Raw genomic sequence first — 15,356 nt, forward strand, 5'->3', positions numbered from 1 at the left:
TATAAAAAAGGAGACAAAATGAAAAATGATATGAAATTAAGAAGTCCACAAGAAGTCATGTCTTTAGAAAGACTAGGCTCTATGCACTCATCTAGACTTAGTTTTACTAGAACTTTGATGAGGAAAATTGCTCAAGAAAAATGGGTATTAAAAAATATTTTATGGGATTTAGATGATAAAGGATTTGGTGATGTAATATATCAAGTTAGAACACCTCATGGAATATATCATCTTGTTATATTTGCTAATTATATAAAAGATGAAGAAAGAAATGATAGAGTTATAGCAAATAAGTGGGATGTTACTTTTACTTTTGTAAATGGAGAGATTGATAGTGGGTTATTGACTGTTTTAAAAGAAAATGTTCCACTGCAAGAAGCTGGTAGAAATTTTAACAATGCTTTTGTTTTAGCAAGGGCTAATAAAAGTGTAAGAATTTTTGAATATATTGTTAATTCTTTAGCTAATGGAAAACAACCTGATTTAGATGAACTAGCTAAAGTTGGTTATATATTAAGAACCACAGCTGTATATGGAAGTGGAAAATTTGGAATTTCTGATTTTGATAATCTGCAAAAAAATGGAGATTTTTCTCAGTCATTTTCTGCTGAAATGTGCGCTGTTTATATTGTAAGGCAATTTAGTTTAGATTGGGTAAATTATATAGCCAAACAGCGTGGTGGAGATAAAGCTGTAGAACTTGATAGAGATATTCAAAGATATTTAGGTGTGGGAAATGCTACTGGACTTGGTATGGCTCCTTATTTGATTAAACACCCAAAAGTTGTTGATAATTGGCTTTATCAAAGAGAATTAGCTTTGTCAAAAGTTATGCAACAAAAGCTTGATATGAGTAAGGCTAAAGAATTGATTGATTATTTAAAAAGAGCAAGTTTACATCTTAAAGAAATAACAACAATAGATTCAAGGCAAGATAATTTAAACAAAATAGCTTCAAGTGAGCTTTCTTATATAGTAAAAGAAATAAAAACAAAAATAAATGCTTCTATGGTTATTGAGGAATTTGTAGAATATACAAAAAAATATTCTTTGGAAGCACAAGAAATCGTACTTTCGTGTTTATTAGAACTGTATCCTGAATTAGTTGATATACACGATAAAATGATGACAATCGATGAAACTCCATTAGAACTTACTGGTGTTAAAATTTCTGAAATTAAAAATGTAATAGAGAAAAAATATGATTGGGCTTTAGGTATTAATTTTGAAAATCCTGAAAATAATTATTGGTTTTGGTATATATCTGAAGAAAAAGAAGAGCCTAGGCTTGGAGTAAGAGGTATTGATAATGGAGATGAACTAGAACAACCTTTAGATATTGCTAGGCAAGTGGTTAAATTTTACAATACTTTAAAAAATCAGGATGATTATTTACATATAAGTAAATTTTTATTAGAAAACCCTTGTTTTACATCTATAGCTAGAAGAGTTTGGACTATGGGAAATTGTGTAATGGGTGATATAAGGGCTAATGTTTTAGCAAAAGACTTTTTGCCTATGCATCTTTTAAGAGCTAAATTGTCTATGTTTGGTGCAACAAAGTATGATCCAAGATCAGATAGATGGGTTCAAGTGACATTGTTTCAGAATGCACCTTTAATGGATGAAATTCATGCTAATGAGTGGATGTTTCCATTATTGCCAAAAAATAAGCATAGTGTTTGTGATTTATCTAATAATAATGTTTATGTTTCCAAAAACGAACTTAAAGCTGCTTGTATTAAAGCTTATAATGGATTAAAATTAAATCTTGGAGAAGCTGATTTAATTGCATCTATGGTTATTGACATGCAAATGGCTGGATTAAATGGATTGTCAAATTTTCTTAAAGCTGCGCCTTATTTAAAAAGTGACAATTTAGATATAACATTAAACATTACAAATGAGTATTTAAGTGTTGATCTTAATCATCATAGCATATTATGTCATATTCAAATTATTATTGCGTATGCACTTGATTTTTTAAATCAATATAATTCTTTAAATATAAAAATTTCAAAATGTTATAATAGGTGTTTTGTGTATTCTCAGTTAAAAAGATTATCAAATAAAAATTTATATGTTAAAGCTTATTGGTATGACATAAAGCAATCTCAGTATGTGGAATACTTTATAAAAAATAATGAAGATTTTCCAGATATTTTAATGAAAAATATACCTTGTGATTTAGATGAAAGAGCGCTTTATATTGAAATTTCTAAAAATCCTTTAATCAGAAATGATGAGAATGTAAGTATTTCTCATGATATTATTGAAAAAAATTACGAAGAGAGTGTTCAAAAAGGCATCTTGCTACAAAAGAAAGAATGGGAGGAACTGTTGAAATATACAAAAGGAATTATGGTTCAATCTAGTGAGCAATCAAGAAAAGATGCTGGAGGTGTGGTTGAATCCTGATGTTTATGATATTGCAATATAATTATATTGCAATATCATGATATAGGAGTTAAAATTGAATTTAAAAAATATTTTTTTGATTGTTTGTTGTACGCTCAGTTTTGCTATAAATGCCAATGCGTTAAGTGAGGGTAAAGAGTATATTATTTTAAAAACGCCTATCCCAAATGCACAAAATTCTCTAATAGAGGTATTTTCTTATCGTTGTATTCATTGTTACACTCATCATCAATTTCACACTTTGGCAAAGGTTAAAGAGGTTTTGCCAAATTTAAAATATGATCTTTTTTCGGTAAGTTCTATGAGTGAGTATGGTGGGGCTTTAAATGAGATGTTCGCTTTAGCTTCTTTTAAAGAAAAAGCTTTAGGTTTAGATGTTACTAGCGAAAAAAGTCTTACCTATAAGCTTGCTGATGTGTATTTTATAAGTCATTTTGAGCAAAAGTTAAATTTAAATGATCTTGATTTGTTTTATAAAATAGGTTTAAATGCTATCGGTGTTAGCAAAGAAGAGTTGCAAAAATTTTTACAAACCAAAGAAGCCAAAGAGCTTTTAGTTGCTTATGATGAAGCTAATGAAATTTCAAGAAATTATGGCACGCCTGCTTTTGTAGTAAATGGTAAGTATCAAATCAATCCTGAATACATTACTTCTTTAGAAGAACTAATCCGTATAGTTAAAGAACTTTCAGTTAAATAATGCCTTTATTTTAAAGGTGTTATTGATCTTATAAAGGATAAGCATGAAAATTAAAAAAATCATCAGCTTAAGCTTGCTAGCTAGCGTGGTTTTAGCGCCAAATTTAGCTTTAGCTGTAGGCGGAGCAAGTGGGGCTAAGATAGACTATCAAGTGCAAGGAAAAATTGGAGCTATAAGGCTTAATCCTTATGGTTTATCCCCGCTTAGTGCTGTAATTATGGATGGAGGGTATAAACTAAGCGATGTAAGCGTAACTATAGTTCCAAAACCAAATGGGCAAACTATATCTTATAAGGTAAGTTCTAATAAAATTAAAACTTATGGAGGAATTCCTATTTTTGGACTTTATCCATCGTATTTAAACACAGTAAAAGTAAGCTATACTAAAAGTGCTTTTGGAAAAAGTGAAAAAGTAATAGATGAGGTATATAAAATAGCAACAGGTGGGGTAAATATAGAGCCAAGTGGAAGTCTTATGCAAAGAGGTGTACCTTTTGAAAAAGTGGAAGTACTTAAAGTAGATAAAGAATTTGAAGATAGATTATATCTAGTAAATAATACTCCAGGAAAATACAGCGCAAAAAGCTCTCAAGCTATATGGAATAACCCAAGTGGTGGTGCTTTAGAATGGGATGAGGCTTCTAATACCTTCATTGTCGATACAAAGGGTGAAATTCGTTGGTATTTAGATAATGATAAGCTAATGGATAAAAACAATATTTATAATCGTGGTATTATGATGGGCTTTAGACAAAATTCAGATGGGGCATTAAGCTTTGGGTTTGGTCAAAGATATGTAAAATATGATTTAATGGGTAGAGAAATTTTTAACCGCCTTTTACCTTCTTCTTATATAGATTTTTCTCATTCTATGAGTCAAATGCCAAATGGAAATTATCTTTTAAGAGTAGCCTTGGCTAATGTTAAGCGTCCTGATGGTAAAAATGTGCGCTCGGTGCGTGATGTGATATTAGAGGTTGATAATAATGGCAATGTGGTAGATGAGTGGAGGCTTTTTGAAATTTTAGATCCATATAGAGCTAATATTATCAAAGTTTTAGATCAAGGTGCGGTTTGTTTGAATGTAGATGTTTCAAAAGCGGGTAAAACTTTAAGCAATGAAGAATTAGCCAAAATGGATACAAGTGAAATTTTTGGGGATATAGCAGGCACTGGAGTAGGGCGTAACTGGGCTCATGTAAATAGCATAGATTATGATCCAAGCGATGATAGTATTATCATTTCAAGTCGTCATCAAAGCGCTATTATAAAAATCGGCCGTGATAAAAAAGTAAAATGGATATTAGGAGCACATAAGGGCTGGGGAGAAAAGTATAAAAAAGTACTTTTGCAACCTATTGATAAAAATGGCAAAAATATAATTTGTGAAGATGATTATAGCAAATGTCCTGGTTATAAAAATAAGGAAGGTGGCTTTGATTTTACATGGACACAACACACTGCTTTTAGAATAGATGAAAAATCTAATAAAAGATATATTTATATTACAGCTTTTGACAATGGTGATGCAAGAGCTATAACACAACCTGCTTTTGCTTCGATGAAATATTCAAGAGCGGTTGTATATAAAATAGATCAAAAAAATAAAACCGTAGAGCAAATTTGGGAATATGGAAAACAAAGAGGTAATAAATGGTTTTCGCCTATTACTTCTTTAGCTGAGTATTATAAAGATAAAAATTCGATTATGGTTTATAGCGCTAGTGCCGGTATGGCTTTTGATTTAAGCAAGGGTGTTGCTATAGGAGAACCAAAACCTGAAATAGATGAGTTTAAATGGGGAGCTAAAGAACCTTCAGTACAAATTCGCTTTAGTGGAGCAAGTACTGGTTATCAGGCTATGCCTATTGATTTAGAAAAAGCATTTAAATAAAAAAGGGCTTTAAAACAAGCCCTTTGATTTTATAAATATCCTGCACCTAAAGCTAAGAAATAACCCACTATACAAGAAACAATTACACCAATTAAACCTGGCAAGATGAAGCTGTGATTGATAACAAATTTACCTATTTTTGTAGTACCTGATCTATCAAATTGTATAGTTGCAAGATCGCTTGGATAGGTTGGTAAAATATAATATCCATAGCAAGCTGCTGCAAAAGCAATGATAATACCTGGTTCAACACCAATTCCTAATGCAAGTGGCACAAAAGCTGCAATTGCTGCTGCTTGAGAATTAACAAATTTAGAAATTAATAAAAGCATAACTGCATAAGTCCAAGGGTGCTCTATAACAATATTTCCTAAAGATTCTTTCATCATAGGAGTGTGTACTGCAAACATAGTATCTGCCATCCAAGAAATTCCAAAAACAGCTACTAAAGCTATCATACCTGATTTAAAAATTTCATTTTTTGCAATTTTACTTGCATCAAGCTTAGTAAAGATGATAAGTGCCGCACCTGCTAAAAGCATAAACATTTGAATTACTGCAACCATATTCATAGGTTTAGTAACGCCTTTTGAGGTAAATTGTGGTCTAAGTTCTGGGAAGGCTCCAAGTATAGCCACTATTGCAATAGCACCTAAGAAAATCCACATAGCTACCCATTGAATAGTTGGAAGTTTTTGTCCAAGAAGAGTTTTGCTATCACCATAGATGTATTCTCTTTGTTCTGGATCTTTGATTCTAGCTTGAAATTCTTCATCTTTATCAAGATCTTTTCCTCTAAACCAAGAAAAAATTCCTATAGCTAAAACACCCACTAAAGTAGAAGGTATAGTAATAGCAAGTAAATCTACATAGCCATCAAATCCTGCTAAAGGATGTTTATTAATTTCTGGATTTAAAAGTAATGCAGTTAAACTTACAACAGCAACTGAAACAGGACTTGCTATAACTCCAAGTTGAGAAGAAATGCTAGAAGCAGCCATTGGTCTTTCTGGACGAATGCCATTTTTAATAGCAATGTCATAAATAATAGGCATCATAGTATAAACAACATGTCCGGTTCCACAAAGCATGGTCAGAAAGCAAGTTACAAAAGGAGCTAAGATGGTTAAAAATTTAGGATTTTTTCTTAAAACTCTTTCTGCAATTTGCAACATTACATCTAAACCACCACTAGCTTGTAAAGTTGCACTAGCAACAACAACAGCTAAGATAGTAAGCATAACATCAATAGAAGGTTTTCCAGGTGCTACAGCAAAACCAAAACTTAAAACTAATAAACCTATACCGCCTAACAAACCTAGAGCGATACCACCTTTTTTTGCCCCATAAAAAAGACAAATGAGAACTACGGCTAGTTGGATACTAAATTGAGTGCCTTCGCTAAGGCTAGTTAGCATTTCCATACTCTCTCCTTGTTTTTAAAATATGCGAGAGTATAGTGTAAGTTTTATTAATAGTAAATAAAATTTTTTATTATTTAAATAAATATTTACCAATATTTTGAATTTGTTTGTCAAAATATTGGTTTTTTGCTTATTGGTAATTTTTTAAGATAGCAAAAAGAATTTTGCTGATTTTTTCAATAGAAGCTATTTCACATTTTTCATCTGTTGAGTGAGGACTAAGGATATTTGGGCCTATGGAGCAACATTCTAGTGGTTGTTTTTCACTTATAATACCACATTCTAAACCAGCATGTATAGTATAAAGCTTGGCGTTTGGATTTTCTTTTTTGAAATAACTTAGAATTTCTTCTCCAAAATTAGTATCTTTATTGACCCAAGGCGGATAAAAATTTGCACTTGCAACTTCACAATTTTGCATTTTAAAATAAGTTAAGGTTTCAAATTCTATATTTTTAAGCTCTTGTAAATCATTCGACCTTGCAAAAAGTTCAAAATGAAATTTACCTTCTTTTTCATAAGCTAACGAAAGGTTGATACTTGTTTGGACTAAATTTAATTGATGATTAAAAGTTCTAACACCTTGTGCAAAAGCATTGATAAGATTTAAAATGATTTGAGAATTTTTATAATATGTCCTTTTGATTTTACCTATATAATTCACTTTAAATTGATTATTTTCTTTTGGGGGATTTTTAAAAAATGCTATGATTTTAGCATGTTTTGGTATAGAGTTGATTCTCTCACCTGCACTAAATTCACAAAGCTCACCTTGGTTTTGAGTGATAAAACAACTTGCTTCTTTAATAGAAGATTTAATATTTTTAACAATATCAATCCCTGAATGCCCACCTTTAAAATCAATTGCTTCTATTTCATAGCATTCACCTTCTTTTTTGCCTATTTCTAAGTTTAAACTAGCAAAAATATCCACACCACCAGCGCAACCTATAACAACTTCATCATCACTTTCATGATCTAAATTTAATAGTTTGTTTGAAATCAAAGCATGTGAAAGATTATTTGCTCCACAAAGGCCAACTTCCTCATCATTAGTAAAAAGACATTCAATATTTTCAAAGTCTTTTAAAGCTTGCATCATTAATGATACTCCTATGCCATTATCTGCACCCAAGCTCGAGTTTTTAGCCTTTAAATATCCATTTTCTTCATACATTTGTATATTAGGAGCCTCTCCCATGCAAACCATATCATAATGACTTTGTAAACAAATTTTAGGTTTTCCTTTATATGTATGGATATTACCTGCTTTATCAACGTTTACTCGGCAGTTTTGACTTTTGGCAAAATCAATAAGAAAATTTTTTAATTCTTCGGTATGGAAACTACAATGAGGTATTTGAGTAATTTGTTTAAAATTTTGTATAATTTCTTGCATAAAATCTCCTTTTTGTTGTAATTATGGCATATTTTTATATAGATGAGGTTTAAATGAAAATTTCTAAAAAGCAAATTAAATTATTAATAACTTTACTAAAAGATCCAAAGAAATTTTTAATTGCACTTTTTTTATTTGCTTTTGCTTATATTTTAAATTATGATAGTGGCTCATACATTAATGCTAAAGTAAGTCGTGTAGTAGATGGGGATACTATTGAGGCTAAATTTGAAGATGAAAAACTTAAAATTAGACTTTTTGGTATAGATGCACCTGAAAGTGATCAAGCTTATGGAAAGATGGCTGCGCAATTTTTAAATGCAATTGTCTTGAATAAAGAAGTGGTTTTGAATGTAAAAGATGAGGATAAATATGGTAGAATTTTAGCCATTGTGTATTTAAATGATAAAGATATCAATCAAGTTATGGTTAAAAATGGTTTTGCTTGGGCTTATGAACATTATAGTGATTTATATGTAAATGAGCAAAATTATGCCAAAGAAAATAAAAAAGGCTTATGGGTAGATGAAAATCCTATAGAGCCTTACAAATGGCGTAAACAAATAAGATTAAAATAGGAAAAGAGATGTTTAAAAAAATATTTTTCATTGGATTTTTAGCATTATTTTTTGGTGGTTGTTTTGTAAATGAAAGAGGAATTTCAAACCACTTTTATGATGATTGTAAAGAATATTATGATGCAAGCGGGACTTACCATAAAGAATGCCCAAAGAATTGGGTGGATTTGCCTTTAACCCCCGATTCCTTTTAAAACAGCATTTAATTCCTCTGGAGTAGCATCTTGCTTGGAGGTTTCTTGTTGGTTTTGACTGCTAGAGCTTGTGCTTTGACTTTGTTTTAATTTAAATATATGATCATCTGTGGTGATTACTTGAAAAGATGCATCGAAAATTTTAATATCATTTACAAAGCCAACTACTTTAACCTCTCTTTTTCTTGAATCATCACTAAATAAAGCACTTGCTTCAAGATTTAAAACATCTCCAACTTTTAAAGGCGCATAAAAAAAGCTTCTTGAGCCTATTAAGACGCTAAATTCTTTATTGATTGCAGCTTGAGCTATATAATTTGCCGCATTAAATACAAAACCACTATGCACTAATCCTAGCTCATCTACTGCCATATCATGGGTTGTGATTAAGATACCTTTAGCAAAGTTTTTTTCTATATGAGAAATACTTCCTGCTAAAGCATTATTTATCCCTGGACAAGTGATAAGTTCTGATTTAATGCGATTTAATTCTTCAGGGTCTATTAGCTCTTCTATAGTAACAGCACTTACTGTTCTTGCCATTTTTACACCTTTAATTTAACATAAACTCTTTTTGGTGCTTCATAGCCTTCACAAGTTAAATTTGAGTCATTTTCGTCTAAAAATTGATCTAAAGAATAAGAATCAATCCATTGTGTTTTTCTTTGTTCTTCAAAATCAGTTTGTTTGGTTGCTATAACTTCAAATTCACTAAATCCAGCTCTATAACACCAATTTCTTAAACCCAATATCGACGGAATGAAAAAAATATTTGGTATTTTTGAATAAGTTTTTTGAGGGATAAGTGCAATTTCTCTTTCATCTTCTATATACATAGTATCTAAAAAGACTACGCCATCTTTATTTAAAGATTGCTTGAGTTGTTTTAGCATGGCTATAGGATCACTGCGATGATAAATTACGCCAAGACAAAAAATTACATCAAATTTTATGCCATAATTTGGTACATCAGCCACACCTAAAAGCTCATATTGTATAGGAGTTTTTGCAATAGAGTTTAAAAGTAAAAATTGCAAATAATACTTAATAGAAGGATCAAAACCTATGAGTGTTGAAGGATTAAATTCAAGCATTTTAAACATATAATAACCATTATTACAACCAATATCCGCAACCACTTTGCCTTTGATTTCTTGCATATAAGGCTTTAATATGTTAAATTTAATAAAACTTTGCCACTCTGTATCTATGAACAAATCATTGATTTTAAAAGGTCCTTTGCGCCAAGGTTTTAATTCTAAGGCAATGTCCTTAATCTCATTATTTAAACTTTTATCGCAAAAAATATCAAAACTTTCGTTTATAAGATAATTTGAGTTTTGAACTTTTGTGCCAAGTTTTTGAATTTTTTCATATAAAGGATGTTTTAAAACTTGCTTTAACAAAGCATTATCTTGCATATTTTTCCTTAAAAAACTCCCTTATTTGGGAGTTTTATTATTGAAGTAGGCTTGCTAGTTTAGTTTGTAGCATTACATTTGAGTGAGCATTTGCAAATAAAAATGCATTTTCTTTTAGGTAATTTGCATTAAAATCATTGATATTTTGCGCTAAGTCATTATTTTGCAATTTACTTTCAGCTTCTTTAGTGTTAATGCTAGTTTGCAAAGATGAGTTGATATTAGAATGGATAGCATTAATCCCAGCACCAATATCTGCGCGTAAAGAACCTACTTGATCTTGAAAATCGCGAATTCCATCTTGGTTTTCAAGGCTTAAGTTTGCCGTGCTTGGTTGATTTAAATTGATACTTTCAACCCCAGATCCAACAACAAAATCCATACTTTGGAAAACATTTTTTCCATTAAAAGTCGCGTTTGAAAATGCATCATTGATCGAGCTGATGAGCTTATTTGCTTCAGCATTTAGCATGCTTTTTTGTCTATCATTTAATGCAACACTATTTGAGCGTACAGAAAGCTCATTAAGTCTATCTGCAGTAGCTGAGATATTATTTAGCGCTGAGTCTGCAATTTGCAAAACACCTACTGAATCATAAGCATTTAAAATGCCTTGATCTATGGTGCTATACTGACTTCTTAAAGAATCAGCTATGGCTAAATTTGCCCCATCGCTCCCATCTATAGCACGCATTGCGGCTATATTTTCTAAAGCTTTTTCTTGGCTTTTTTGCGCTTGATTTAAGTAATGGTTTTGTTGAGTTGTCCCTATATCGCCTATTTTCATCTTTGACTCCTTTTAAAGACTTATTTTATTATATCATTTTTTTTGTTTTAAAATTTAAAAAAAATAAAATTACTTGTGATAACATGATAATTTTCATCACAACTTCACTTGCACCATGAATTTTTATAAATTCTTGAGTCTTAGTTGCTTCTTCTCCTAAGCTTTGTGCTTCTAAAACATAAGCAGTGAAGTAAAATACAAAAAGCAAACTTAGTGCCAAAATGATTAAAGAAAGCATGAATTTTGAAAAATTTATTTTAAAAGTTAAATTTTTATCCTTAAATGAGAAAATTTCCATTAAAACAGATAAAACACTCACACCTAGTAAAACATAACCAAATTGTACAAAAATGTGTGTCATTAAAAGTCCACTTTGAAAATGAGTTAAAACTCCTTCGCCTATGAATTTAGCAGGATAAAATATAGTCGGAGCTAAAAGTACGCCTATGCTAATTTCAATCCCAATTAAACTTGCTAGTAAAAATAAATATATTGATTTCATTATTTTCTCCTATAAAAAGATAATTATAGTCTAATTTTTTAAATTCCACGCAACAAAGGCTCTATCAAATCCATTATAATCTTGATAAAAAGTAGCTTTAAAATCATTTTCTTCTAAAATTTTATTTAAAATTGCTTTTTGATCATAACCAAATTCACATGCTAAGACTTTTGTGTTATGATTTTTGGCAAAAAGGATAATTTCGTGTAAAATTTCCCAACCTTTATCCCCGCCAAATAAAGCATTATGCGGTTCATTTTGCACCCATTTATCTAAAGGATAGTCATTTTTAATATAAGGTGGATTAGAAAAAATAAAGTCAAAATTTCCTTGCATATTTTTAAAATCACAAAGTTGAAAATCAATTAAATTTGAAACATTATGAAAATCTGCATTTTTTTTAGCAAGTTCCAATGCTTTTGGATTGATATCGCAAGCTTGTATAAAAATTTGCTTTAATTTTGCTAGAGAGATGCTTAAAATTCCACTCCCAAAGCCAATTTCAAGTATATTTTTAAAAGAGTTATGATCTAAAATTTCTAAGCATCTTTCAAGTAATATTTCACTATCAAAACGCGGTATTAAAACCCCTTTTTCAATAAAAAAATCTAAACCATAAAACTGTGTTTTTTGAAATAAATACTCAAAAGGCTCGCCATTTAAAAATTTATCTACGTATTCTAAAAAAACTTTTTCATCGATTTGAAATTCAGGATTTAAAAAAATCCAAGCCTTATCTTTTTGTAAAAGCTCACAAAGAATAAAAAGTATATATTCTTTGTGAGTAGGATCTTTTGCGTAAGCTTGCTTTAAGGCCTGTTTGATTGAAATCATTGCAAAGCTTTGATTCTATCGTAAATACAAGGATGGCTTAGATGAAAGAAGGTATAAATTTTACTTGTTTTAACAAAGGCTTTATTTTCTTTTGCTAAGGCTATGAGGGCATTTTTCATATCTTCTTTAGAACTTAGTTTTGCTCCATGTAAGTCAGCATTAAATTCATTTTTTTGACTCATTTTATTAAGTAGCGGGGAGATAATAAAAGTAAAAATATTTCCAAAAATCAATAAAAGCGCAAAAACTCCAGCATTTACTCCATCTAAATGACTTTCAATATAAAAAAAGCTTGGTAAATGTGCAAAGATAAAAAATAAAGCAAAAAGCATCAAAGCACTAGAAAATAACATTTTTAGTAAATCTTTATGCACAAAATGTCCTAGCTCATGACCTAAAACAGCAATGAGTTCTTTTTCTTTTAAAGCATTTAAAAGTGTATCAAAAAGCACCACTCTTTTGCTTTTAAATAAACCGCCAAAATAAGCATTTAATCTTTTATCCCTTTTACTTGCATCAATAACATAAACACCATTTGCACTAAAGCCACATTTTTGCATTAAATTGGTGATTTTTTCTAATAAATTTTCATCTTCAAGTTTTTTCATTTTATTAAACATAGGTGCAATAAGAGTAGGGTAGATGAGATTTATAATAAGTATGATTATAAAGCTTAAAGCAAAAGCAACAATCCACCAGTATGTGTTAAAAAATTCAAAGCAAAACACTAAAGTATAGATGATTAAAAAGCCAAAAATAAGCATTAGGGCTAAAGATTTAATGTTGTCTTTAATAAAAAGTGCTAAAGTCATATTTGAAAAGCCGTGTTTTTTATCTTTTATAAAGCTTTCATAATAACTAAGTGGTAAATTTAAAATACTAATAATCAATAAAAATGTAAGTAAAAATAAAGTATTTTCTAAAGTAGAATTTTCTTTTATAAAAATTTCTTTTAAATATAAAAAGCCAAAGCTCATCCAAGAAATATTAATTATCAGATTATAAAGATTAGAAAAGATTTTGTATTTTTCATTTTCTATGGCGATATTTGCAGCATTTTTATAATCATGCTCATTTAAAATAATTGCTTGTTTTTCTCTTTCTTTTTTTAAAAAAGAAATTTGCATATAAGATATAAAAACCAAAAAGGCCGTGTAAATACATAAAATAGATATTAAAGTCATAGTTTTTCCTTAAATAAATTTGAGTAATTTTATCTTATTTAAAATATATAAAGTTAATCAGTGCTTTCACTTTTTTCCAAAACCTCAAAATAAGCTTCTTCTAAAATACTAAGTTCATTTTCTAAAGAGTTTAGCTTTTCATAAAGGGTATTTATACCTAGTTCTTGATAGATTGCAGGATTGCTTAGGGCATTTTTGATTTCTTTGATTTCTTCTTCTAATTTATGAATTTTATCAGGATATGAGTTTAAAATTTCATTTTCTTTATAGCTTAGTTTTTTACTTGATTTTTCTTTTGTTTTTACACTTGTTGTGGTATTTATTTCTAAGCTTTTAGAAAATTCTTCAAAGTCTTTGTATTCTTTTTCATTTTCTAAATATTCGCTGTAAGAAAGAACTTCTATGTTAATATTTGCATTATCTTCAAAAGCATAAAGTTTAGTTGCTATTTTATCAACAAAATATCTATCATGTGATACAAGCAAAATCGCACCTTCAAAAGAAAGTAAATATTCTTCTAAAATATTAATCGTAGCTATATCTAAATCATTTGTTGGTTCATCTAAGATTAATACATCATATTCTTTAGTAAAAAGCAAGGCTAGGGCAACTCTGTTTTTCTCGCCCCCACTTAACACACTCACACTTTGCTCTAAAAATTCTTTTGGAAATAAAAATTGTTTTAAATATCCATAAACATGCATATTTTTACCACGCACTTGAATATGATCACCGCCATTTGGGCAAAAAATTTCTAAAAGTTTTTTATCGGTATTGAGTAAGCTTCTGCTTTGATCAAAATAGCCTATTTTAACTTCACCTCTTTTAATTTCTCCACTATCAAGTGGAATTTGATCAAGTAAAATTTTTAAAAAAGTAGATTTACCACAGCCATTTTTACCTACTATGGCTATGCGTTCACCTTGTAAAATTCGTGCATTAAAGTCCTTAAAAAGTGTCTTGTTAGCGATAGATTTTGAGATATTTTTAAGTTCAAAAAGCATTTTTTTACGATTTTGACTTTGGGTTTGGTTGAAATTTTTACTTGCTCTTTTAATCTCAAGTTGTAAGCGTTTGATAGCTCCTGGGTTTTTCTTGGCTTCTTCACGCATTTTAAAAATGCGTTCTTTACGCCCTTCGTTACGTTTAAGTCTAGCTTTAACTCCTCTTCTTAACCATTCTTCTTCGCTTTTTAGTTGCTTAAGTAAGGTTTCATGACTTTTAGCTAAGGAAGCTAAAATAGCTGCTTTTTTTTCTAGATATTGTGTGTATCCGCCTTCAAAAACGCTTAATTTTCCTGCTTCTATTTCTACGCATTTTTGCGCTATTGCATCGATAAAATATCTATCATGAGAGATGAAAATAACACACATTTTAGAAGCTTTCAATCTTTCTTCTAAAAAGCTACTCATATATACATCTAGATGGTTGGTTGGCTCATCAAGCAATAATATATCAGGATTTTTCAGCAAAAGCGTGCAAAGCCCTACACGTCTTATCTCTCCTCCGCTTAAAGAGCAAAGTGTTCTGTCTTTATACTCTAATAGTTTAAACTCTTCTAGTATTCTTTGTATTTTTTGGTCTAAATTCCATGCATCTTTTGAATCTATAAATAAACTTAATTCATCTACTTTCTTTAAATATTCTTTATTTTCAGGATCAAGAGCTAGTTTTTCATTATAGTTTTCAAATTCTTTTAAGGCTTGATAAATTTCTTCAAGTTCTTTTTTGATAGCCTCACTCACGCTTAAGGTGCTTTCAAAGCTTACTTGTTGGCTTAGCATACCTATGCTAGCGTTATTTTGTTTAATCACTCTACCGCTATCTAGTTTTAAAGTTCCCATAAGGGCTTTTAAAAAGCTTGATTTTCCTTCGCCATTTTTGCCTATAATGGCGATTTTTTCTCCTAAATTTGCACTAAAATTTGCATTTTCTAAAACTATTTTTGTATTAAATTTCTTATTTGCATCGATTAAATCTACTAAAGCCAAATTTCTTTCCCAAATGTTTTTTTGCGATTT

14 protein-coding genes are annotated in these 15,356 nt (G+C 29.9%); 5 read left to right on the top strand and 9 right to left on the bottom strand.

The annotated features are described in order from the left end of the window. The first annotated feature begins 18 nt into the window (after nucleotides 1–18). The 3 genes from L8U41_RS05730 to L8U41_RS05740 are packed head-to-tail and all read left to right on the top strand — an operon-like array spanning nucleotide 19 to nucleotide 5,012. Nucleotides 19–2,418, top strand: a complete 2,400-nt coding sequence (locus L8U41_RS05730) for a DUF3726 domain-containing protein (protein WP_263728044.1) — start codon at nucleotides 19–21, stop codon at nucleotides 2,416–2,418. 55 nt (nucleotides 2,419–2,473) lie between these two features. After that, complete coding sequence (locus tag L8U41_RS05735; protein WP_263728045.1) at nucleotides 2,474–3,118, top strand: thiol:disulfide interchange protein DsbA/DsbL; 645 nt, start codon at nucleotides 2,474–2,476, stop codon at nucleotides 3,116–3,118. 43 nt (nucleotides 3,119–3,161) lie between these two features. Beyond that, complete coding sequence (locus L8U41_RS05740; protein ID WP_263728046.1) at nucleotides 3,162–5,012, top strand: aryl-sulfate sulfotransferase; 1,851 nt, start codon at nucleotides 3,162–3,164, stop codon at nucleotides 5,010–5,012. A 29-nt stretch (nucleotides 5,013–5,041) separates the two neighbouring features. Here L8U41_RS05740 and L8U41_RS05745 read toward each other — a convergent pair whose 3' ends face one another. Then, nucleotides 5,042–6,436 carry an anaerobic C4-dicarboxylate transporter gene (locus tag L8U41_RS05745; protein WP_263663985.1) on the bottom strand — a complete coding sequence of 465 codons (1,395 nt, stop codon included), beginning with the start codon at nucleotides 6,434–6,436 and terminating at the stop codon, nucleotides 5,042–5,044. Between the two features lie 130 nt (nucleotides 6,437–6,566). Further along, nucleotides 6,567–7,835, bottom strand: a complete 1,269-nt coding sequence (locus L8U41_RS05750) for a M20/M25/M40 family metallo-hydrolase (protein ID WP_263728047.1) — start codon at nucleotides 7,833–7,835, stop codon at nucleotides 6,567–6,569. Between the two features lie 53 nt (nucleotides 7,836–7,888). On the opposite strand from L8U41_RS05750, the gene L8U41_RS05755 reads away from it, so the two are divergent. After that, the gene (locus L8U41_RS05755; RefSeq protein ID WP_263702790.1) at nucleotides 7,889–8,413 is read left to right on the top strand and encodes a thermonuclease family protein; all 525 of its coding nucleotides are present in this window, start codon (nucleotides 7,889–7,891) and stop codon (nucleotides 8,411–8,413) included. Between the two features lie 8 nt (nucleotides 8,414–8,421). Beyond that, nucleotides 8,422–8,607, top strand: coding sequence for a hypothetical protein (locus L8U41_RS05760; protein WP_263728048.1), 186 nt, complete (start codon nucleotides 8,422–8,424; stop codon nucleotides 8,605–8,607). On the opposite strand, the gene L8U41_RS05765 is transcribed toward L8U41_RS05760, so the two are convergent. Genes L8U41_RS05765 through abc-f form a run of 7 tightly spaced genes read right to left on the bottom strand, consistent with a single transcriptional unit; the run spans nucleotide 8,587 to nucleotide 15,326 of the window. Beyond that, on the bottom strand, nucleotides 8,587–9,150 hold the full coding sequence (locus L8U41_RS05765; protein ID WP_263663982.1) for a hypothetical protein: 564 nt from the start codon (nucleotides 9,148–9,150) through the stop codon (nucleotides 8,587–8,589). The genes L8U41_RS05760 and L8U41_RS05765 overlap by 21 nt on opposite strands. A gap of 2 nt (nucleotides 9,151–9,152) precedes the next feature. Beyond that, nucleotides 9,153–10,028: a tRNA 5-methoxyuridine(34)/uridine 5-oxyacetic acid(34) synthase CmoB gene (cmoB, locus tag L8U41_RS05770; RefSeq protein WP_263728049.1), complete on the bottom strand. Its 876-nt coding sequence runs from the start codon at nucleotides 10,026–10,028 to the stop codon at nucleotides 9,153–9,155. Nucleotides 10,029–10,065: 37 nt separating this feature from the next. After that, complete coding sequence (locus L8U41_RS05775; protein WP_263725228.1) at nucleotides 10,066–10,815, bottom strand: flagellin; 750 nt, start codon at nucleotides 10,813–10,815, stop codon at nucleotides 10,066–10,068. A gap of 28 nt (nucleotides 10,816–10,843) precedes the next feature. Next, nucleotides 10,844–11,317 (bottom strand): DUF4149 domain-containing protein, encoded by a 474-nt coding sequence (locus L8U41_RS05780; protein ID WP_263725229.1) that lies wholly within the window; start codon nucleotides 11,315–11,317, stop codon nucleotides 10,844–10,846. Between the two features lie 30 nt (nucleotides 11,318–11,347). After that, nucleotides 11,348–12,148, bottom strand: coding sequence for a HemK/PrmC family methyltransferase (locus L8U41_RS05785; RefSeq protein ID WP_263707079.1), 801 nt, complete (start codon nucleotides 12,146–12,148; stop codon nucleotides 11,348–11,350). Continuing rightward, the gene (locus tag L8U41_RS05790) at nucleotides 12,148–13,335 is read right to left on the bottom strand and encodes a M48 family metallopeptidase (RefSeq protein ID WP_263728050.1); all 1,188 of its coding nucleotides are present in this window, start codon (nucleotides 13,333–13,335) and stop codon (nucleotides 12,148–12,150) included. Before L8U41_RS05790 ends, L8U41_RS05785 begins: the two co-directional genes overlap by 1 nt. Before the next feature lie 53 nt (nucleotides 13,336–13,388). Continuing rightward, on the bottom strand, nucleotides 13,389–15,326 hold the full coding sequence (abc-f, locus tag L8U41_RS05795) for a ribosomal protection-like ABC-F family protein (RefSeq protein WP_263728051.1): 1,938 nt from the start codon (nucleotides 15,324–15,326) through the stop codon (nucleotides 13,389–13,391). Nucleotides 15,327–15,356: the final 30 nt, after the last annotated feature.

This window comes from Campylobacter sp. RKI_CA19_01116, from assembly GCF_025771405.1.
Lineage (GTDB): Bacteria > Campylobacterota > Campylobacteria > Campylobacterales > Campylobacteraceae > Campylobacter_D.